The 18,357-nt window shown below is 66.9% G+C and carries 20 protein-coding genes and 1 pseudogene; 14 read left to right on the top strand and 7 right to left on the bottom strand.

From position 1 onward, the window contains the following. Entirely contained in the window at positions 1-1,320 is a 1,320-nt protein-coding gene (locus tag PVT71_RS24910; RefSeq protein ID WP_353476194.1) for an O-antigen ligase domain-containing protein, read from the top strand. A 60-nt stretch (positions 1,321-1,380) separates the two neighbouring features. Here the strand turns inward: PVT71_RS24910 and PVT71_RS24905 are convergent. Further along, positions 1,381-1,566 (bottom strand): annotated as a pseudogene (locus PVT71_RS24905) (transposase); the annotation flags it as partial. A gap of 297 nt (positions 1,567-1,863) precedes the next feature. Here PVT71_RS24905 and PVT71_RS24900 point away from each other — a divergent pair. The 5 genes from PVT71_RS24900 to rpiB all read left to right on the top strand — a co-directional run bounded on the left by PVT71_RS24900 (position 1,864) and on the right by rpiB (position 5,895). Beyond that, positions 1,864-2,604, top strand: a complete 741-nt coding sequence (locus PVT71_RS24900; RefSeq protein WP_353476193.1) for a FadR/GntR family transcriptional regulator — start codon at positions 1,864-1,866, stop codon at positions 2,602-2,604. A 23-nt stretch (positions 2,605-2,627) separates the two neighbouring features. Then, a complete protein-coding gene (locus PVT71_RS24895; RefSeq protein ID WP_353476192.1) occupies positions 2,628-3,617 on the top strand; it encodes a TRAP transporter substrate-binding protein in 990 nt (329 codons plus the stop codon). Positions 3,618-3,692: 75 nt separating this feature from the next. Further along, positions 3,693-4,148: a TRAP transporter small permease gene (locus PVT71_RS24890; protein WP_353476191.1), complete on the top strand. Its 456-nt coding sequence runs from the start codon at positions 3,693-3,695 to the stop codon at positions 4,146-4,148. Position 4,149: 1 nt separating this feature from the next. Then, the gene (locus PVT71_RS24885; protein WP_353476190.1) at positions 4,150-5,424 is read left to right on the top strand and encodes a TRAP transporter large permease; all 1,275 of its coding nucleotides are present in this window, start codon (positions 4,150-4,152) and stop codon (positions 5,422-5,424) included. 24 nt (positions 5,425-5,448) lie between these two features. After that, on the top strand, positions 5,449-5,895 hold the full coding sequence (gene rpiB / locus PVT71_RS24880) for a ribose 5-phosphate isomerase B (RefSeq protein ID WP_353476189.1): 447 nt from the start codon (positions 5,449-5,451) through the stop codon (positions 5,893-5,895). A 257-nt stretch (positions 5,896-6,152) separates the two neighbouring features. Here rpiB and PVT71_RS24875 read toward each other — a convergent pair whose 3' ends face one another. Continuing rightward, positions 6,153-6,938 carry a VOC family protein gene (locus PVT71_RS24875; RefSeq protein WP_353476188.1) on the bottom strand — a complete coding sequence of 262 codons (786 nt, stop codon included), beginning with the start codon at positions 6,936-6,938 and terminating at the stop codon, positions 6,153-6,155. Between the two features lie 78 nt (positions 6,939-7,016). Then, positions 7,017-7,451 carry a VOC family protein gene (locus tag PVT71_RS24870; protein WP_353476187.1) on the bottom strand — a complete coding sequence of 145 codons (435 nt, stop codon included), beginning with the start codon at positions 7,449-7,451 and terminating at the stop codon, positions 7,017-7,019. A 65-nt stretch (positions 7,452-7,516) separates the two neighbouring features. Between PVT71_RS24870 and PVT71_RS24865 the strand changes: the two genes are divergently transcribed. Then, positions 7,517-8,203, top strand: coding sequence for a helix-turn-helix domain-containing protein (locus tag PVT71_RS24865; RefSeq protein WP_353476186.1), 687 nt, complete (start codon positions 7,517-7,519; stop codon positions 8,201-8,203). 168 nt (positions 8,204-8,371) lie between these two features. Here PVT71_RS24865 and PVT71_RS24860 read toward each other — a convergent pair whose 3' ends face one another. Then, entirely contained in the window at positions 8,372-8,785 is a 414-nt protein-coding gene (locus PVT71_RS24860; protein ID WP_353476185.1) for a hypothetical protein, read from the bottom strand. A 543-nt stretch (positions 8,786-9,328) separates the two neighbouring features. Here PVT71_RS24860 and PVT71_RS24855 point away from each other — a divergent pair. Further along, positions 9,329-10,246, top strand: coding sequence for a DUF6635 family protein (locus PVT71_RS24855; RefSeq protein WP_353476184.1), 918 nt, complete (start codon positions 9,329-9,331; stop codon positions 10,244-10,246). A gap of 21 nt (positions 10,247-10,267) precedes the next feature. Here PVT71_RS24855 and PVT71_RS24850 read toward each other — a convergent pair whose 3' ends face one another. Next, positions 10,268-10,792 (bottom strand): hypothetical protein, encoded by a 525-nt coding sequence (locus tag PVT71_RS24850; RefSeq protein WP_353476183.1) that lies wholly within the window; start codon positions 10,790-10,792, stop codon positions 10,268-10,270. A gap of 189 nt (positions 10,793-10,981) precedes the next feature. Between PVT71_RS24850 and PVT71_RS24845 the strand changes: the two genes are divergently transcribed. The 3 genes from PVT71_RS24845 to PVT71_RS24835 all read left to right on the top strand — a co-directional run bounded on the left by PVT71_RS24845 (position 10,982) and on the right by PVT71_RS24835 (position 13,134). Next, positions 10,982-12,496 (top strand): winged helix-turn-helix domain-containing protein, encoded by a 1,515-nt coding sequence (locus PVT71_RS24845; protein WP_353476182.1) that lies wholly within the window; start codon positions 10,982-10,984, stop codon positions 12,494-12,496. A gap of 115 nt (positions 12,497-12,611) precedes the next feature. Then, the gene (locus tag PVT71_RS24840; RefSeq protein ID WP_353476181.1) at positions 12,612-12,818 is read left to right on the top strand and encodes a hypothetical protein; all 207 of its coding nucleotides are present in this window, start codon (positions 12,612-12,614) and stop codon (positions 12,816-12,818) included. A gap of 73 nt (positions 12,819-12,891) precedes the next feature. Beyond that, on the top strand, positions 12,892-13,134 hold the full coding sequence (locus PVT71_RS24835; protein WP_353476180.1) for a hypothetical protein: 243 nt from the start codon (positions 12,892-12,894) through the stop codon (positions 13,132-13,134). Here the strand turns inward: PVT71_RS24835 and PVT71_RS24830 are convergent. Beyond that, complete coding sequence (locus tag PVT71_RS24830; RefSeq protein ID WP_353476179.1) at positions 13,118-14,230, bottom strand: zinc-binding dehydrogenase; 1,113 nt, start codon at positions 14,228-14,230, stop codon at positions 13,118-13,120. The genes PVT71_RS24835 and PVT71_RS24830 overlap by 17 nt on opposite strands. 430 nt (positions 14,231-14,660) lie before the next feature. Between PVT71_RS24830 and PVT71_RS24825 the strand changes: the two genes are divergently transcribed. Continuing rightward, complete coding sequence (locus PVT71_RS24825) at positions 14,661-15,152, top strand: amidohydrolase family protein (RefSeq protein ID WP_353476178.1); 492 nt, start codon at positions 14,661-14,663, stop codon at positions 15,150-15,152. Between the two features lie 267 nt (positions 15,153-15,419). Here the strand turns inward: PVT71_RS24825 and PVT71_RS24820 are convergent, their stop codons facing one another. Then, positions 15,420-15,791, bottom strand: coding sequence for a hypothetical protein (locus PVT71_RS24820; RefSeq protein WP_353476177.1), 372 nt, complete (start codon positions 15,789-15,791; stop codon positions 15,420-15,422). Between the two features lie 226 nt (positions 15,792-16,017). On the opposite strand from PVT71_RS24820, the gene PVT71_RS24815 reads away from it, so the two are divergent. After that, the gene (locus PVT71_RS24815; protein WP_353476176.1) at positions 16,018-17,457 is read left to right on the top strand and encodes a sensor histidine kinase; all 1,440 of its coding nucleotides are present in this window, start codon (positions 16,018-16,020) and stop codon (positions 17,455-17,457) included. After that, positions 17,454-18,098: a response regulator transcription factor gene (locus PVT71_RS24810; RefSeq protein WP_353476175.1), complete on the top strand. Its 645-nt coding sequence runs from the start codon at positions 17,454-17,456 to the stop codon at positions 18,096-18,098. The genes PVT71_RS24815 and PVT71_RS24810 overlap by 4 nt, the downstream gene beginning before the upstream one ends. Positions 18,099-18,357 lie beyond the last annotated feature (259 nt).

Here is an 18,357-nt window from a genome sequence, read left to right as displayed (position 1 = left end):
ATGACCCCGCCCGAGGCGCTGGCCTGGCGCGCGATGGTGATGACCTGGGTGTTCTACGGCGCGGGGGCGCTCTACGTGATCGGTCCGGTGCTCGGCTGGGTCTTCGCGGGCATGGCGGCGCTGGCGCTCTATCTCGGGCCGGCGATCCGCGCCGACCTGCGCGCGACGGGCCCTGTTCCCGGCCTCGTCTGGCTCTGGATCGCCGGAATGCTGGTCATGCTGATCGCGCTCTGGGGCGGGCACCTGGCCTGGGGGCTGGGGCTCAAGCAGACCATCAAGTCCTCGATCGGCTGGGCCAAGGGCTGGGCGCTGGTCGCGCTCTTCATGCTGGCCGGCGCGGTGCTGCCGATCCGCCGCGAGGTGCTGATCCGGGGCCAGTGCGCCATCGGGTTCTGGACGGTGCTGCTTGCGCCGCTGCTTCTGATCGCGCCCTACATTGGGCTGCCCGAGCGTATTTTCACCTCGCCGCTGAAGGTCATCGGCGGTCCGGGACCCGAGTATTTCTCGGTCTACTTCTTCACCTACGATCCTGCCTCCTGGACGCCGCGCTGGCAGTTCTACCTGCCCTGGTCGCCATTTGCCGCCCTGCTCGGCGTGGTCATGGTGCTTTTCGCGCTCGAGGAGAAGCACCGGGGATGGATGGCCTGCGGAATCGGGGCGGGGCTGCTGATGATCCTCGCGTCGAAATCGCGGATGGGCCTCGTCGGGCTGGTGGCCTGCACGGTCGGGCCGCGCATGCTTCCGCTCGTGCTGCGCAGTTCGGCCTGGCTGGCGCTTGCGGGGGTGACCGCCTCTCTTGCGGTGCTGGGCACATGGCTCCTGTCGAGCGCCCAGGCCGGCGTCGCGGCCTTCAAGGGCGCGCGGGCGGACAGCACGCGGGTGCGCGAGACGCTGCAGCGCATCGCCTTCGAGCGCTGGCGGGAAGAGGCACCCTGGTTCGGGCATGGCACCGTGCAGCCGGGCCCGCACGTGGTGGAGTACATGCCCATCGGCAGCCACCACACCTGGTACGGGCTTCTCTTCGTGAAGGGGCTGGTGGGTGTCGGCGCGCTTCTCGTACCGCTGGTGGCACATCTCGCCGTCGTCCTTGCGGACGCCACGCGCCACCCGCGCGGGCGCCTTCCGCTCGGCATCCTGATGACACTGGTCCTGCTCTCTTTCGGAGAGAATCTCGAGATCGAGGCCTACATGTTCTGGCCCGCGCTCTTGATGCTTGGCGTGCATCTTCGCGAGGTCGCGGAAGACAAGAGCCACCAGAGTTCCTCGCCCGGTAGACCGGCGGCCGACTGCACTTCAGAACCAAGCCACGGCCACTCCTGACAGGGCGCTGAAAACCTCTGCCGAGTGGGACGACGTCCCGATACGCGCTGGCTTCCCGGATCAGGTCGCAGGCGGTTTCGGCAGCCTTGCCAGATTGCAGGCCGCCATTGCCAGCGTGAAGCGGGCCCGCACCCGCTCGATGCCGCGAGACAGGGTCTGCGCCATGCCGCCGACGGTCATGGCCCAGCCGAAAGGTTCCTCGATCTTCTTCCGGCGCCGCTGGGATTTGGCATAGCCAGGATGGCGTCGCCTCGTCCGGTCCACGCATTGCCTCCTCCGTCGCAACGGTGGAGGTGATGGATCACGTTCCGCGACTGGCGTCGACGTCCGAGTTCTTCGGAATCATGCTAAGTGGTAAGACCTCTTTGGCCGAGGCAGGCGATGCGGGCAACAAAAATAATGTGATATAATTCAGTGCTTTGAAAAGGAATCCTTCCAGATTTGATCCGAGCACCTCGGTGAAATTCGCCACGATGTCAGATACTGGTTGGCAAGTGATCCGCCCAGAGGTTCACTTTGGTCAGCCAGGAGGAGGCGGCAGGGATGAGCGAGGTCGACACACCTCAACCGCAGAAGGGGACGGACCGCGTCATCGCGTATTTCAAGGATGCGCTGATGTCGGGCGAGCTCCGCGTCGGGGACCGGCTGAAGTCCGAGCGCGACCTTGCCAGCGAGCTCGAGGTGGGCCGTCCGCTGCTGCGCGAGGTGATCCGCTCGCTGTCGATGCTCGGCATGCTCGACGTGCGCCACGGCAGCGGCACCTACGTGCGGCAGGCCAACCTCGGGACCGTGTCGGACTTCTTCACCTTCTGCCTCGCGCAGCAGCAGGACATGCTCGACGACGTGATGGAGGCGCGGATCGGCATCGAATGCCAGGCGATCCGGCTTGCCTGCACGCGGGCGAATGAGGTGGATCTCGCGCGCATCGGCCAATGGTTCGGCTCGCTGATCGACACGCTGGACGATCCCGAGGCAGGCGGGCGCGCGGATTTCATGTTCCACCGCTCGATCGTCGCGGCGAGCCACAGCAGCTCGCTCATCACCCTTTACGGCGCCCTGTCGGAGCTGCTCCGGCGCAGCCACGTGCAGCGGCGCAAGACGGTCTACCACGAGCGCTCGGTGGTCGGAGACCTCGTGGAAGCACATCGGGAGGTGTTCCTCTCGATCGTCGCGAAGGACCCGGAGGCCGCGGACAAGCGGCTGCGGGAGCATTTCGCGATCGGCGACGAGTTGCGTCGCAGGAGCCTGATCGACAGCTATCGAAAAGGCCTCAGAAAAGCATAGACGACAAGCGAAGGGAGGAGAACATGTTCGCTTTTTCTGCTCGGCAGCTGCTGGCTGCCGCGACAATCGGGTTGTGCGCGCTGCCGGCCGCGGCGGCTGAACTGCGCTATGCCCACGTGGGCGCGGAGGGGGATTTCCAGACCCGTTTCGCCGCCGAGGCCGCTGCCGCGATCGAGGAGGAGACCGGCGGCGAGGTCAAGGTGCAGGTGTTCCCGGCCAGCCAGCTCGGCAACGTCGCCGAGATGGTCGACGGGGTGCGCATGGGCACCATCCAGATGGGCCACCACGACTTTGCCTCGCTGGCCCGCATCGTGCCCGAGGTCGCCGTGTTCAACGCGCCCTTCGTCTATGAGAACGCCGAGCACGCCATGCGCGAGACCGACCCGGCCAAGTCCGAGGCGCTGCAGGAGATCAACGCGCGGCTGATCGAGGAGGGTGGGGTGCGCATCATCGGGCGCATCTACCGCGGCGCGCGGCACATCTCGTCGAACTTCGAGATCAAGTCGCCGGACGACATGGCGGGCAAGCCCTTCCGGGCCGTGCCGCTCGATCTGTGGGTGTCGATGGTCAAGGGCTTCGGCGCGACCCCGACGCCGGTCGAAGTGTCTGAGCTGCCGACCGCGCTGATGACCGGCATGGTCGTCGGGCAGGAGAACCCGCTGACGATGATCTCGGCCAACAAGCTCTACGAGGTGCAGAGCCACGTGGCGATGACCGGGCACATGCAGTCGGTGCTCGCGGTCTTCGTCAACGAGAAGGCCTGGCAGGGGCTGACCGAGGAGAACCGCGCCGCGATCACCAAGGTGCTCGACGACAAGGCGATGGAGTCGCTGCACTGGGCGCAGGAATCCGAGCAGGCGCTGGTCGAGGAGCTGAAGGGCAATGGCATGACCTTCACCACCGAGGAGACCGGGCTCGATCTCGCCGCCTTCCGCGAGAAGGTGCTGGCGCAGATCAACACCGATTTCCCGGACTTCGGGCCGTACATCCAGCAGATCATGTCGATGAAGTGATCCGCCGCGGCGTGGGCGCAGGGCGCGTCCACGCCGCGCTTTTTCCGACCTCAAGACCCCGGAGTTCCCCGGTCCATGATCAAGATCCTCCGCCTTCTGTGCGTGGCCATGCTTGCGGCGCTGATCGCGCTGCCCTTCCTGCAGGTCATCATGCGCGACGTCTTCGGCTCCGCCATCGTGGGGGCCGAGGAGCTCACGCGCTTCCTGCTCATCTGCACCGTCTTCGTGGCCTACCCGCTGGTGGTGCGCTCGGACGAGAACATCGTGATGGGAGAGCTGCGCGCGGCGCTGCCCGAGCGGGTGCAGCGCTGGCTCGGAATTGCCATCACGCTGCTCTCCTTCGGCGCCTGCGCGCTGATCGCGGTGGTGACGGCGACGAACATCTCGGACAACCTGAAAAACGCGACGCCGACGCTGGGGATCCCGTTCTGGATCTTCCTCGGCGCCTGTTTCGTCGGCTTTGCCGGGGCGGGCATCTTCCACGCACTGCAGCTGCGCAAGCGTCCCGCGGCCAAGTCGGTGAGCCTCTGACATGGGCCTGATCCTGATCGTTCTTTTCCTCGCGCTCTTCGTGCTCGGCTTCCCGGTGGTCTACTCGATCCTGCTGCCGGCGATCTTCTACGTGGTCTTCGAGGGGTTGCCGCTGGGCCTGCTGACCCAGCGCGTGACCTACGCGCTCGACAGCTTCCCGCTGGTCGCGGTGCCGCTCTTCATCTTCGTCGGCAACCTGATGAACCTTGCCGGGGTGACCGACCGGATCTTCCGCTTCGCCGACACGCTGGTGGGCCGCATCCCGGGCGGGCTGGCTCAGGTCAACATCTTCTCGAGCCTGATCTTCTCGGGCATGTCGGGCGCGGCGCTGGCCGATGTCGGGGGGCTCGGCAAGATCGAGATCGAGGCGATGAAGCGCCGCGGCTTCGATGCGCCCTTCGCCGCCGCGGTGACCGCGAGCTCGGCGGTGGTCGGGCCGATCTTCCCGCCCAGCATCCCGCTCATCGTCTACGGCTCGGTCACCAGCGTGTCGATCATCCAGCTGCTGATCGCCGGCATCGTGCCCGCGCTGATCTGCATCGTGCTGCTGATGGTGACCGCGGCGATCATCGCCATCCGCAAGGACATGCCGCGCGCCGACCGCTGGGCGAGCCCGCGCGAGGTGGGCGAGAGCCTGCTACCCGCGCTGCCGGCGCTGCTGGCTCCGGTGCTGATGATCTCGGGCATGTTGCTGGGGCTCTTCACCCCGACCGAGGCGGCGGCGGTCACCGCGGTCTACGTGATCCTCATCAGCGGGCTGGTTTACCGCGAGCTGACGCTCGACCATCTCTGGAACGCCATGCTGACCACGCTGCGCAACACCAGCGCGATCCTGATCATCGTCGCGGCGGCCTCGCTCTTCGGCTGGATCCTCGCGGTCGAGCAGATCCCGCAGGACTTCTCGAAGCTGATCCTGACCATCTCGAGCGATCCCTTCGTGTTGCTGCTGATCGCCAACCTGATCTTCTTCATCGCGGGCATGTTCCTCGATTCCACCACCGCGACGCTGCTGGTGGTGCCGGTGATCGCGCCGCCGATGGTGATGGCGGGGATCGACCCGGTGCACCTTGGCATCGTGGTCATCTTCAACCTGATGCTGGGGCTGCTGACGCCGCCGATGGGCCTGTCGCTGTTCCTCGTCTCGTCGATCGCCAAGGTCACGCTGCGCCAGCTGCTGAAGGCCCTGCTGCCGTTCTACGTGCCGCTGCTGCTCACGCTGGCGATCATCACCTTCGCCGACGGGCTCGTGCTCGCCCTGCCGAAACTGCTTCGCTAAACCCAACCTCGAAAGGTTCCCACAATGCGTCTTGTCATTGGCTCCGATCACGCGGGCTTCCCGCTCAAGGCCACCGTCGTCGAACACCTCAAGCGCCTCGGCCACGAGGTCAGCGACGTCGGCTCCCACGACGACAAGCCGGTCGACTTCCCCGAGATCGCGCAGGCGGTGACCCGCGCGGTCAACGACGGCTCGGCCGAGCGCGGCCTTCTGGTCTGCGGCACCGGCGTCGGCGCCTCGATCGCCGCCAACAAGGTCAAGGGCATCCGCGCCGCGGTCGGCCATGACGTTCATTCGGCGCATCAATGCGTCGAGCATGACGACGTCAACGTGCTCTGCATCGGGGCGCAGATCGTCGGGCCCTGGCTGGCGCTCGACCTTATCGACGCCTTCCTGACCGCCGAATTCTCGACCGACGAGGATTTCCGCCGCCGGGTCTCGATGCTGCACGACATGGACAACGCCCGGTAAGCGCGCGGGCGCGTTGGCGGGGCACCCCCTGCCAACGCTTTCCGAAGGCGGTACTGCCCGCGATCCACTCCGTAGGCGCGCGCCGGGGACTGCCCTTCGTGCTTCCGTCCGGGCCGATGTCCGGTTGCGCGAGCAACCTTGCGGCCCTGTGCCACAACTGTCGATCACCGAACCAACTCGGGCAGGCACGCACGGGGAGATAGAGGACCAGGCCTTTCGGCGGCCCCCGCACCGGCTCTCCGCCCTGTGGCGACGGCCTACGAAGTTCTTTTGCCGATGAGAGCGAGAACGGCGCCCTGCGGGTCGCGGGCATTGAGGATGAACTCGCCGCCCGGGATGTCCTGAGGGCCCATCAGCATCTCGCCGCCATTCGCCACAATGTATGCTGCGGCCTTGTCGATGTCGGCGACGCGGAAGTAGAACAGCCACTGCGACGGCATGTCGCCGGAGGGCATCATCGCGCCGAGGAGGGAGTCGTGGGGCGGGTTGCGCAGCATGTCGTAGGAGCCGACCGGGCCCATGTCCATGCTGTCGGCCTTCTCCCAGCCGAAGCAGTCCGCGTAGACCTCGAGCGCCGCGGCGGGGTCCGTGGTGCGCAGCTCGTTCCAGGCGCAATGGCCCTCGCGCGGGGCATCCTGCGCGAAGGCCTGGCTTGCCTCGTCCGAGGCGCCGTGCATGAGGTAGATCGGGGCGCCCTGCGGGTCGTGCAGCAGCGCCATGCGACCGACGCCCTCCATGGTCACCGGCTCCATGATCACGCGGCCGCCGTGCCGCACCATGTCCTGCACCGATGCATCGACGTCGTCGACCCCGATATAGCCGGCCCACATGGTCTGCGCCCCGGCCTCGCAGGCCTCGGCGGGCAGGCCGAGCAGTCCGCCGGCCTGCGGTCCACCCCTGGAGAAGACACGGTAGTCCATCCCGCCACCGGAGCCGGCGGGCTCGAAGGACCAGCCGAGCAGCCCGGCGTAGAAGGCCTCGGAGGCGTCCGGCTCGCGGCTCATCAGCTCGTACCAGATGAAATCGCCATGATGGTTGGGCATCTCTGCGCTCCTTTCGGTGAAGGGGAGGTGGTGCGGTGGCGCGGGCAGGGCCGAGTGGTCCGCCCTGCGCCCTGGCGGTCAGCCCGCCTCGGACATGGCGGCCGGGCCCTCGGCGGCGGCCTCGGCGCTCATCCACATCGGCTCCCAGATGTGCCCGTCGGGATCGGCGAAGCTGCGCCCGTACATGAACCCGTGATCCTGCTTCGGGGTGGGGTCGAGCGTGCCGCCTGCCTCGCCCGCGGCCTCGGTGATGGCATCGACCGCCTCGGCGCTGTCGCGGCTGATGCAGAGCAGCACCTGCGCCTCAGTTCGGGCGTCGACGCGCCGCCTGTCGGTGAAGGTTGCCCAGAAGTCATGGGTGAGCAGCATCACGTGGATCGCCTCGGACAGGGTCATCGCCGCGGCCTTGTCGTTGGTGAACCGCGGATCGTTGCGGAACCCGATCGCCTCGTAGAACCGCATGGCGCGATCGAGGTCGGCGACGGGCAGGTTGATGAAGATCATCTGTGACATCTGGATTCCTCCTGAGCTGAGTCCGATGTGGACAGGCTAGGATCTAGTAGTTACAATTGGCAACCATGACGTTACAAAAAGAAACCAATGAGCGGAAAAGCCCCCATGGTCGCTGGTACGCCGATGCCTGCGGCACCGCCTTCGGGCTCGAGACCCTGGGCGAACGCTGGGCACTGCTGATCGTGCGCGAGCTCATGTTCGGGCCGCGACGCTTCTCGGACCTGCGCGCAAGCCTGCCGGGGATCAGCGCCAAGGTGCTGACCGAGCGGCTCGCGGGGCTCGAGGCCAGCGGCGTGCTGCGGCGCGAGATGGCGCCCGAGCCCGCCCCGGCGCAGCTTTATGGTCTGACGCGCTGGGGGTACGCGGCCGAGCCGATCATCCAGGAGCTGGGCCGCTGGGCCGCCGCCTCGCCGCTGCATGATCCGACCCTCCCGCTGTCACCGGTTTCCTTCATGCTGTCGCTGCGCACCATGTTCGATGCCGGGTCCGCAGGCGGAGTTGCGGTGACCGCGGTGTTCGCGATCGGGCTCACACGCTTTACCGCGCGGCTGGGGGACGGGGCGCTGCCAGTCGCGCGCGGCGAGACCGAGGATCCGGACCTGCGCTTCGAAGCGGGCAGCGGAGCCGCGCTCGCCGCCGTGTTCTACGGCGCTGCGCCGCCCGAGGCGGTGGGCGTCGTGATCCGCGGCGACCCCGCGCTGGCAGCGCGCTTCGTCGGCCTGTTCACGCTGCCGGAGCCCATCGCGGACTAGGCGCCTGTACGCCCAGCACTCTCACGGCGTGTAGAAGGCGCCGCCTGGGAGGACCGTCGCAGGCCAAGCTTCGTCGTGGATCACGCTTTCAAGCGCCAGCCACGAACCTCGGGCTCTGGCTTCGGGTAGAGATCATCGACGCAGACCGCGCAGAGATAGCGAGCGATTTCAACGTGGTCCGGGGTGCGAAACAGGTAGCGCAGGTCGTCGGGCCGATAGATCGAGCCCCAGCCGATCCCGAGGCCTTCCGCACGGGCGGCGAGCGAGGTTCTGAACCGCGCAGACCGCCGCCAGCGCCCGCCGGTCCATCCAGCCTTCGAAAGCCGAGGAGGCCACTGCGCTGGCCATGCCCGGCCCGGCGCGGACGGGGCCGGTATGGGTGAAGGGAAAGAAGGTCATCAGCGTGTTGGAGGTGCCCACCGCGTCGCCGTAGCAGAGGTGATGGGTGTCGGGGCCCTCGAAAGTCACCTTCTTCTTTACCAGCCTCTGGCCAAGGCAGCCGGCGGGGAAATCGAGGGTGTACCCCGGATCGCCGCAGATCGAGGTGACGGCGTGTGGTCCGGGAATGTCGCTGCAGGGCATGTCTTGCCTCCTGTCCTCCGGGGCTTCAACGCGCGACCATTCCCGAAAATTTGGCAGGGCGCGTGCCACCGGAAGACCGCGTTGAGCAGCCGCTGACAGAGGCGAGGAGATCATGGTTGAACCGCTCGGGGCCGGTCTCGGCGATCGAAGTCGCGGCGGAAAATCAAAGCCCTGAGGGTATGCAAGCGCAAGATGGCGCTTGGTCGTCTTCGAAGTTCGGGAAGCGCGCCGGGGGACTCCCTGCGCGATAGGTAGGTCGGTGCGCCGTCGAGCAGGCGCCGCCGATGCACGCGGATCTCCTCGGCGAGCCCGAAGAGCCGGGCCGCCTCCACGAGATTGTAGTCAACAAGCACGGCAGGGGCGACTGACATCCCTCCGGGTTGTGAGACAGGGAAAGCGATGACATAGCCTGGTCGGCGGTTTGATGTGCCCGCGATGGGCCCTCTTGGCGCATGACGTCTTGCTCATCGCTTGGAAGCGGGCCGCGGGCGTCTTATCTGCGAACGGGGCGGGCAGGGGGCTCGGTCCGGTGAAAGGACGACAATGCAGCGCGGTGCGACCCGGCCTTCCGAGCCCGAGGACTACTTTGCCGAGGCGCGGGCGCGCATCGATGGTCATGTCGCGTCGACCTTCTCCTTCGCGGGCTCGGCCCGTCTGCATCGCAGGGCCCTGGGCCTTGATATCCTCTGTGCCCCGCTCAACGTCGTCCTGGCGCCCCTGCATGCGGTCCTCCGCCTCATCGCGCTCCTGATGCGGGTGGTGCGCCTGAGACGCGCTTCAGGCCTTCTGGGGCGCATCCACCTGATCCTGCCCACGCGCACGGCTCGCGCGGTGGAGGAGGGGCTTCTCGAGCATGTCTTTGCCCTGACGGGCGGTCCGGGGCGCTCCATTGCCGATCGCGTCGCCGAGGCTCCTCCGCTTCGCGATGACGCGTCCCTCAGCGAGGAAGAGACGCGCAGGCGGGCAGAACGCGCCGCCGCGACCATAAAGACCTACACCGGCACCCGGTCGGCCGTGGCCGAAATGACCACGGCGCTGCTGACAATCTGCTTCGGGGCCTGGCTGTTTCATCGCCTGACGCCGGGCATGCTGTCCCTGGCGCCTGCGCTGGCCGATACCTACGCCATGGACGCCGCGATCGGGAACTTCCCGCTCGGGCGTGGACTGGGCGGCCTCTGGTACGGCGCCTTCCCAGTCGGCGCCTCGCCCCTGGCCATTGTCACGGTCGCCCTGATGCTGATCGTCACGGCGGCCGTCGTCACGGCCTTTGCGGGCATCCTGGCCGATCCCGTCCAGACCCGGCTCGGTGTCCATCAGGCACGTCTGCGCCGGTTGGTCACCGCCGTGGAGCGGGACATGACAGGGTCGGATACCGCTCCCTTCGCGGCGCGCGAACACCTCTATGCGCGGGTCTTCGACATCGCCGATATCGCCGGCGGGCTGTTCAGGCACTTCCGCTGAGGTCAGCCTGACGCCTCCTTTTCAACGTCCGTAGGCGCCATCCATCCACGAGAAGTCGGCATCGTTGCAGATCCCGAACAGCGTCGTGACGAAGCCGTACTGGGGCCTCGACGCAAGATCGATCTCATTCTCGGTCTGCCAGATTGCCTGCACGTCGTAGGCTTCGGCCTCCAGGCAGACGATGTGAGAGACGAACATGTCTTCCTTGTCGTTGATGGCCTGGAGATAGTGAACCAGTTCGTGGAGCATGGCGGGCCCGGCGACTGCGTTCATGTCGTCGAGAAAGATCCTGTTCGCGAAGCGGTCGTAAAGGGCGGATACACGTGCGGGGGAATTGTCGTCTTGCTTCGCCGAGACATGGGTCTCCGATGAACGGAACAGCTGCTGAAGGGCGTCTGCGGACACGACCGTGACGCCAGGCAGATCCTGTCCGGCGTATTCGAGCGAAGAATTTTGTGTGATGAATTCGATATCCCGGATCATCGCTTGCATGACCCGCGTTTCGAAACCCTCGGCATACGCGCAGGTTCCGACCGCGAGCGCCATTGCGACGGTGATCCCGGAAAGACATGGCCGGTTCATTTTCTCACCTCGCGCCGTGAACTCCCGCCGAGAATAGGGCGCATACGGCCGCAAGTGACGAGCGCGTCCCGATCGTTCGACGAAATTTCGGCGAACGCGTCGCAGTGCATGCTAAACTTCGAAGCGAGGAGCGGTTCTGTCGGGGACTTCGGGATGCACGCGTCGTTGCCGCGCAAGGTTGTCCTGAACGGCTTCGAGGTGGATCTCGAAGGCGATCTGGTTCGTCGGCCCGACGGTGGCGCCTCGCTGATGCGGCCACAGTCATTCGCCGCGTTGCGCTACCTCATCTCCAACGCCAACCGGCTGGTGAGCAAGGCCGAGTTGCACGAAGCGGTCTGGCGCGGGGCGGCGGTGACCGACGACAGCCTGGTGCAGTGCATCCACGCGATCCGCCAGGCCCTCGCCGACCACGACCGGAGCCTGTTGCAGACCGTCTCGCGGCGCGGCTATCGGCTGAACCTGCCGGAAGACCGCGCGACGGCGCCGGGCCGCTCCTCGATCGCGGTGCTGCCCTTCGCAATGGCAGGCGAGGTCGAGAGTTCCTTCGTCGACGGGCTGGCCGAGGAGGTGATTACCGGGCTTTCGCGGCTGCCGGGGCTTTTCGTCATCGCCCGCAATTCCTCTTTCGCCTATCGCGGCCAGTCCATCGACCTTCGGCGGATCGCGTCCGAGCTTGGCGTGCGGTACCTGCTCGACGGCAGCGTGCGACGGGTGGGCCGGAAGCTGCGGATCAACGCACACCTGATCGACGGCGGCAGCGCGGTCGAAATCTGGGCGGGTCGGTTTGAAGGGACGGTCGAGGATGTGTTCGAACTGCAGGACGAGCTGACGGAGCGACTCGTCGGCGTGCTCGAACCGTCGCTTCGCCGGGCGGAAATCGACCGGGCGAGGCGCAAGGCACCCGGCCGGCTCGACGCCTACGATCTCTATCTGAGGGCTGTGCCACTGGTACTCACCAACAAGGCCGGCGGCACGGACGAGGCGCTTCGGCTCCTTCAGGACGCTCTCGCGCTCGATCCCGGGTTCTTGCCGGCGCACGGGTATGCCGCATGGCTTCACGAGCAGCGCTATTTCCGCGGCGGGCTCGATCCCGCGGACCGCGCCGCGGCACTGGCGCACTCCGACGTGGTGCTCGGGGTAAACGCCGACGATCCGCAGGCCATGAGCTTCGGCGCCTTCGTTCGCAGCATGCTGACCGGGGACTACGACGCGGCGCTGGCCGTGTTCGACCGGGCGCTGGCGATCAACGCGAGTTCGGCGCTCGTCTACGGGTTAAGCGCCATGGCGGCCGCGCATTGCGGGCGCGACGAACGGGCGGTCGAACATGCCCGGAAGGCGCTGCGGTTGAGCCCGCTCGACGACCCGCTCCGATACCATCCGTTCTGCGCACTGGCGGTCGCCGGACTGTTTGCCGGGCGCTTCGAGGAGGCGGCGGCCTATGCGCGCCTGACCATCCAGGCAAACCCCGCATTCAGCGTGCCCTACGCCTACCTCGCAGTGGCGCATGTCAAACTCGGCGAGCCTGATGCCGCAGCGATTGCGATGCGCGGGCTTCTCGACGTGGATCCCGGCTTCACCGTCGAGGGCTTCGCGAAGACGGATCGATATCCCCGGAAGTTCCTGCATCGCCTGGTGGCCGCTTTGGCGGAAGTGGAGGTGGCGCGGTAGATCAGCGGCCGGCTTGTCAGAGACCCTACGTGACGGAGAAAGGCTATGCGTCCGACCCTGCTTGCAGTTCCTCGCAACTGTCCTGGGTCATGTGTCCAGCTTGTCGATACCGGACATGCTGCGCATCAATTTCTCGATCTGGGAATTCGCCCCATATCAGGCCGGGGATGCTCCTGCAGAGACCCTCGCGGGACGTTCCGAGACAGCGCAGCGAGACCTGAAACCGGCACGTAGTCTGATGCTGTCCACCGCGGCCGATGTCCTTGGCGAGGCCGGCAATCCCACTGGCGTCTGGTACGAAGTACTTGAAAGCCCGTATTAAGCCTTCCTTGACGCGGGCGACGAGGTCACGCTGGCGACGCTTGGCGGGTTTCACCGTCAGCGAGACATAGGCCGTGGGGCTGGTCTACGTGGTGCCGTTCCTGCCGGAAACCAAGCTGCGTAAGCTCGGGGCAGAGTTCGAGAGTGTCGGCGACTGGCAGGCTCATGCCGTGGCCGATGGCCGGCTGGTAACCGGGCAGAACCCTGCTTCATCAAGCGCTGCGGCGAAGAAGGTTCTCGAGCTTCTGAGCCCACCTGCGGCGCCGCCCAGCGACGGGCGGCACCGCTCTGGCCTGCGGATCAGGCCCAGGGCGTGACGAGATATTTCTCGCCCGTGCGCATTGCGCGGTAGTCCAGCACGGCGTCTTTGGTGAGCATGTCCTCCAGCGTGACCCGAGACTTGTAGCTGCTGGCAAAGGTGCTGGTGAGGTTGTCACGCACGCGCTGACGCATCCGGGCCACGGTTTCCTGCCCGGCCGACTGCAGGAACGGGAACAGCAGCCAGCCCGACAGGGTCCAGCCGAACCCGTAGCTGGGTGTCAGGATGGTGGGGCTGGTGTCGAGGCGGCCGTAGATGAACATGCGTTTCGGCTGGTTCGATCCGTAGCGTGAATACTCGGCCATCTGCTCCCTTGCGACCCGCTCCATCGCCCGGAATGCGGTATCGACCAGCATGCCGCCCCCCACGGGATCGAAGCCGTAGAAGGCGCCTGTCGCACGAATGGCGTCGGCCAGCTTGTCCATGAAATCCTCTTCGGAGGAGTTGACCACATGCTCGGCGCCGAGCCCCTTCAGCAGTTCCACCTGATCGGTCTTTCGCACGATGTTCACCAGCCCGATGCCGTCCTCTGCGCAGATGCGTGTCAGCATCTGGCCGAGGTTCGAGGCGCCAACGGTGTGCAGGATGGCATCCTGACCATCGGCCCTGGCAGTCTCCACGAAGCCGAGCGCGGTCATCGGATTGATGAAGGCGCTGGCGCCCTCTTCGGCGGAATGCTCGCCCAGCGGAAGGCACATGTCCGCATCGGCGAGGCAGTATTGGCTGTAGGCGTTGCCCGGGACGCAGGAGACGCGCTGCCCCATCAGCGCCTGCGCGGCGTCGCTGTCGCCGGCGGCGATGACCGTGCCGGCGCCTTCATTGCCAGCGGGCAGTTTCAGACCGTGCCGCGCCTTCGACGCGGCATTCACCGTCTCGGGCATCCGGGCCACGAACTTGCCGGGCGTATACTCCGCGTTCTCCATGTCGGCGCCGCCGACGAGAATGGCGAGGTCCGACGGGTTGATCGGCGCGGCTTCCATCCGCACGAGCACCTGGTTGCGGGTGGGGTCGGCAAATGAAACGTCCTCAAGAGCGACGGTCAGTGTGCCGTCGGCCTCGAGGGTGGTGAACAGCTGTTTTCCGGTGGTGGCCATGCAGGAGCCTCCTTCGCGTTTCATCGGGTGATGTGGATATAGGGCCAATTCAGGCGCATCCAAAAATTCCGCATACGCCGCATGATACGGACAGGAATGGCCTCCGAGCGGACTTGCGGCGGCGCAGCGTCTGGCCACCTTTGCGCGGACGAGGAGGACATTTCGTTTCTGGAGCGGCGGGGATAGCGAGGCAACTGCCATGGGCCAGCGGTGCAAAGACATTCTTGCCGCAGGTCGGAGTTGAGCCGTCCACGTGGAGTAAGGTGACGCCGATCAACGCAGGCCAACACGGCGCCATCTATCTTCATCCCGTTCGGCACGTGGGGGGAACGAGACGAGGGACCTTCTGACAGCAGCTGTACTTGCGCTTTGCGCTGCACCCGCTCTCGCACAGGACGGCACTTCAAAGACTCTCTTCACGAACGTGCACGTGTTCGACGGGGTCAACGAGGCGGTCATCGAGGATGCCAACGTGCCCGTTGACCCGATCGACTCCAAGCAGATGACCCCCAAGGAAATGCAAGCCGCGGTCCAGGCAGCCGCGGACTGGAACACCTACGTCGGTGCCCACGCCTACAACAGCGAGGCGGTTCGTCGCGCCATCGATGCCGGGGTCAAGGTGATCGAGCACGGTCAGATGATCGAAGAGGAGACGATGAGGTATGCCGTAGACCGCGGGATCTGGTTCACGCCATTCGAGATCCTCGTGCAGGTGACGTCGCGCGCGGGAGAGCTCATCGCCTTGTCCGGTCCGCGCACTCCCTATCCGGGCAAGCTCGGCGTCATCGGGGAGGGCGCATATGCCGACCTCCTTCTTGTGAACGGGACTCCGCTCGAGGACCTTGATCTCCTTGCGGATCCGGAGGCGAATTTCGCACTGATCATGAAGGATGGCGTGATCTACAAGAACGCCTTGGATTGATGACCGGCCTGTGGCGCGCAAAGGGATGAACCCAACGCCACAAGCGCAAGCCAAGTTCGCTCGGACTCTGCCGTGCTGCACTCGACGCAGGCTCGGGGCTGGGTGACCCAGTGACGCGGTCACCATTATCTGCCCGCACTTCTAAGGTGTAAACGCACCACTGGGCGTGACGGCGGATTCATTCCAGCGCAGAGTGCGCCTTTGTTTGGCGAGGCTCGTCCGCCGCAAGAAATTCAAAGGCGGACGAGACCTTGGCCCGGGTGGACGTCACGTGTGGTTGGGACCGTCATCGCGGCCGCGGCCTTTCCCGCCCTTGCCACCTCTATCATCACCGGGCGCGTCATCTGCGCCTCGGCCCTTGCCACCCATCCGGCCGCCGCGGTCGTCGCCTTGCGCATCGTCCGCGCCACGGCCCTTGCCGGCTTTCCGGCCGCCCTTGTCGTCGCCCGCATCATGCCCGGCGCCATCGTCGGCGCCCCTGCCCTTGCGGACAAGGAGGAGCGTCGCGCCCTTGATCAGGGGAAGGTCGAAGCCCGCCTTCAGCAGTTGCGGGGCGGCCTGTCCCGCGGCCGGGGCAAGGGGGATGGCGGCGGTGCTCAGCACGGCGGCGGCAAGGCCGCATCTCAGGAACTTGATCATCGATTGGGTCCTCCGACTGGCACAGGCACCGATGCCTGGCCGCCCCCATCTGGCACCCGCGGGCCGCAGATGGCGACCGGGGCCGGACCCCTGCCGCGGACTGCCGGACCTCGGGGACCGGCGCGCCCGACCTCCGGCGGGACAGGTTTCGGACCTTGGTCCGATGAGGCTTGCATTCGGGCGCCCGTGATCGCCTGATGAACCATCGCAACTGGGATGACCGCTCGTGACGACGACGCAGGCAGACTTCGCTCCGGCCCGTGGAAAGGGCGCGCTCGCAGCGCTGCGCAGGCGGCTGGCCGGCCTGCCGCTGCACCACCGTTTCGCGATGGCGGGCAGCGTGGTCACGCTGGTCGGCATGGCCGTCATCGGCTCCATCGTCAGCGGCAGCATCAAGGCCGGCGTCGTGCGCAACTCGGCGATCTCCAGCGCCGTCTACATGGAAAGCTTCATCGCCCCCATGTCGCAGGAACTCGCGAGCGCGGAGTCGCTCTCGCCGCAGACCATCGAGCGGATGACCGCGCTGCTGACCCAGCCGCCGCTCTCGGACCGGGTGATCTCGGTGAAGATCTGGCGGCCCGGCGGGCTGCTCGCCTTCAGCAGCGACGCCGACCTGATCGGCCAGCGCTTCCCGCCGAGCGAGGAGCTGATCGAGGCCTGGAACGGCCAGCTCAACGCCTCTTTCGACGAGCTCGAGGAGGCCGAGAGCCAGCGCGAGCTGCAGAGCGGCGTGCCGCTGCTCGAGGTCTACAACCCGATCCACTCGATCGTGACCGGCCAGATCATCGCCGTCGCGGAGTTCTACCTCGACGCCAGCGAGCTGGAGCACGACCTGCGCACCGCCCATGCCCGTGCCTGGGCCGTGGTCGCCCTGGTCACCGGCATGACCTTCCTCGCGCTCTTCGGCATCGTCCGCGCCGGCAGCCGGACCATCGCCGACCAGACCCGGCGGCTGACGCTGCAGCTCGAGGAACTGGCGCGCATCTCGACGCAGAACGAGGCGCTCCGGACCCGCGTGCAGGGCGCCTCGCAGCGGGTGAGCGCCACGAATGAACGTTACATGCGCCGGGTCAGCGCCGAGCTGCACGACGGCCCGGCGCAGGCGCTCGCGCTGGCCTCGCTGAGGCTCGACGCGCTGATGCGGCGGGCCGGGGTCACCTCGGACGACCCGGAGGCCCGCCAGCTGCGCGACTGCCTCGACGAGGCGCTGCGCGACGTGCGCGACCTCTGCAGCGGGCTCACGCTGCCGGAACTCGATGGCCGTTCGGTGGCCGAGACGCTGGATCTGGCCGTCCGGGCACACGAGCGGCGCTCCGGCGCGCAGGTCGAGCGGCTGTTCGAGCGCAAGGGCCCGCTGGCGGCGCCGACGCCGCACCCCTTCCTGATCTGCATCTACCGCTTCGTGCAGGAAGGGCTGATGAATGCCTTCCGCCATGCCCCCGGCGCGCGGGTCGAGGTCACCGCCGAAAGCGCGGCGGGCCAGATGGTGATCCGCGTCCGGGACGACGGCCCCGGCTTCGATCCCGCCCTGCGCGGGATCTCCGGGCTCGGGCTCTCGGGCCTGCACGAAAGGGTCGAGAGCATCGGCGGCAGCTTCGCCGTCGAGAGCGGCCCGCAGGGCGGCACGCAGCTGACCATGACCCTGCCCGCGGAGGCGCAGGCATGACGGGCAAGGTCCATATCGTCGTGGCGGACGATCATCCGCTCTTCCGCGGCGGTGTCGTCCTGACGCTGCAGGAACACGGCGGCTTCGCCGTTGTCGCGCAGGCGGGCACCGCCGACGAGGCCATCGCCGCGGTCGAGGCCCACATGCCCGACGTCGTGCTGCTCGACATCTCCATGCCGGGCTCGGGTCTGGCCGCGGCGAGCGCCATCGCGAGCCGCTTCCCGGCGGTCGCCATCGTCATGCTGACCGCCTCGGAGGCCGACGACGACCTGCTCGCCGCGCTGAAGGCGGGCGCGCGGGGCTACGTGCTGAAGGGGGTGGTGGCGGACGAGCTGACCGGCATCCTGCTGGGGGTGGCGGACGGCGCCTCCTACGTGCCTCCGGCGCTGGCGGGGCGCGTGCTCGCCGCCCTGCAGGACCGGCGCAAGACGTCCCTGCCGCAGGAGGTGGAGGACCTGTCGGAGCGCGAGGCCGAGATCCTGCGCCACGTCGCGCTCGGCCAGAGCAACAAGGAGATCGCCCGGGCGCTCGACCTGCAGGAGAAGACGATCAAGCACTACATGACCAACATCCTGCAGAAGCTGCAGGTGAGAAACCGCGTCGAGGCGGCCCTGAAAGCCCGGGATCTGGGTCTCTCCTGACGCGGAGCGGCCCGAGTTTGCCGCAGTTGCACAATCCTTCCGGGCTCGAAGCGCATGTGCCGCATTTCTTTCCAGGAGTGTTCGAGGTCGAACCTTAAAAGGGTGCTGCAAAACTCCGAATGCCGCCTTTTCGATGCGAAAGCGCGTCAATTTTCAGGCTGTCTCGTCGATCTGGTGAAAAGGCGGCGCACCGGGGTCTGGCGAGCGAGGCGAGAGGCGCGCTCCTCAGAGCTTTTTCAGCGGCCTGGTAGGGCTCCTA

The sequence above is a fragment of the Salipiger sp. H15 genome (assembly GCF_040409955.1).
Lineage (GTDB): Bacteria > Pseudomonadota > Alphaproteobacteria > Rhodobacterales > Rhodobacteraceae > Salipiger.
The sequence above is the reverse complement of the archived record's forward strand: the minus strand, read 5'-3'. Positions and strand labels throughout refer to the sequence as shown.